General features: G+C 55.3%; 2 tRNA genes and 2 rRNA genes. All 4 read left to right on the top strand.

Annotation, left to right across the window (positions count from 1 at the left end):
• Window positions 1-187 (top strand): 16S ribosomal RNA (locus EAH76_RS23740); the annotation flags it as partial.
• Between the two features lie 227 nt (window positions 188-414).
• Window positions 415-491, top strand: a tRNA-Ile gene (locus tag EAH76_RS23735).
• 22 nt (window positions 492-513) lie between these two features.
• A tRNA-Ala gene (locus tag EAH76_RS23730) sits at window positions 514-589 on the top strand.
• Window positions 590-904: 315 nt separating this feature from the next.
• Window positions 905-1,073 (top strand): 23S ribosomal RNA (locus EAH76_RS24270); the annotation flags it as partial.

The raw sequence follows: 1,073 nt of genomic DNA, 5'->3' as shown, positions 1-1,073 counted from the left end.
GATCAGCATGCCGCGGTGAATACGTTCCCAGGCCTTGTACACACCGCCCGTCACACCATGGGAGTTGGATTCACCCGAAGGCAGTGCGCTAACCGCAAGGAGGCAGCTGACCACGGTGGGTTCAGCGACTGGGGTGAAGTCGTAACAAGGTAGCCGTAGGGGAACCTGCGGCTGGATCACCTCCTTTCTAAGGATATCGGCAGAAAGCGCTCGATGGTTCGCCATTGAGAAGAGCTTCTTCCATTCCAAAGAACATTTGCCGCCGTCCTCATGTCCCTTCATCACTAGGTTAAGCGCAGTGCGCGAGACGATTTAGCGAATGCTAAATCGCACGCACACAAGCTCGGCCAGCGCTGCTAAGCGCGCCCATAAGGCGCAGCTTTGCTGCGACTGACGGGCGCGCGAGCGAGGCATGGGCCTGTAGCTCAGTTGGTTAGAGCGCACCCCTGATAAGGGTGAGGTCGGTGGTTCGAATCCACCCAGGCCCACCACTTTCGCGCTTTAAAAGAGTATGGGGCCTTAGCTCAGCTGGGAGAGCGGTTGCTTTGCAAGCATCAGGTCATCGGTTCAATCCCGATAGGCTCCACCACTCGCCACACTCAACCTAGAGATGAAGAGAAAACTCTTCCGCTTCGGCGGAACACGGAGGCTTCGGCCTCCCTTATTTGACATTGTGAATGGGTTCTTAAAATCGATGCCGTGATATCGGCGTTGGTTCGACAGGAACGATCTTGGAGTGAGGTTCGCCTCGCGGTCAGGACGTAATGGTTGGATACAACGCTTTAATAATCAGGCTGAGCATTTTTAATCATCCGCACCAAGATACTGTGACTTTGCTGCTCTGCCGAGTTTTGGTCCGATCGTCATGATCGGTCCCAGCATTGTCATTGGTGGTGCGGACTCTCAAGCGTGAGGTAAGGGCAATTCGTGGATGCCTTGGCGCATACAGGCGATGAAGGACGTGGCACGCTGCGATAAGCGTGGGGGAGCCGTGAGCAGGCATTGATCCCACGATTTCCGAATGGGGAAACCCACCTATCCCGTTTAACTTCGCATTCAGGCAACTGAGTGCG

Origin of the sequence: Sphingomonas glacialis, from assembly GCF_006439055.1 — a bacterium.
GTDB classification, from domain to species: Bacteria; Pseudomonadota; Alphaproteobacteria; order Sphingomonadales; family Sphingomonadaceae; genus Sphingomonas; species Sphingomonas glacialis_A.
This window is presented reverse-complemented; position numbering and strand designations above follow the sequence as displayed.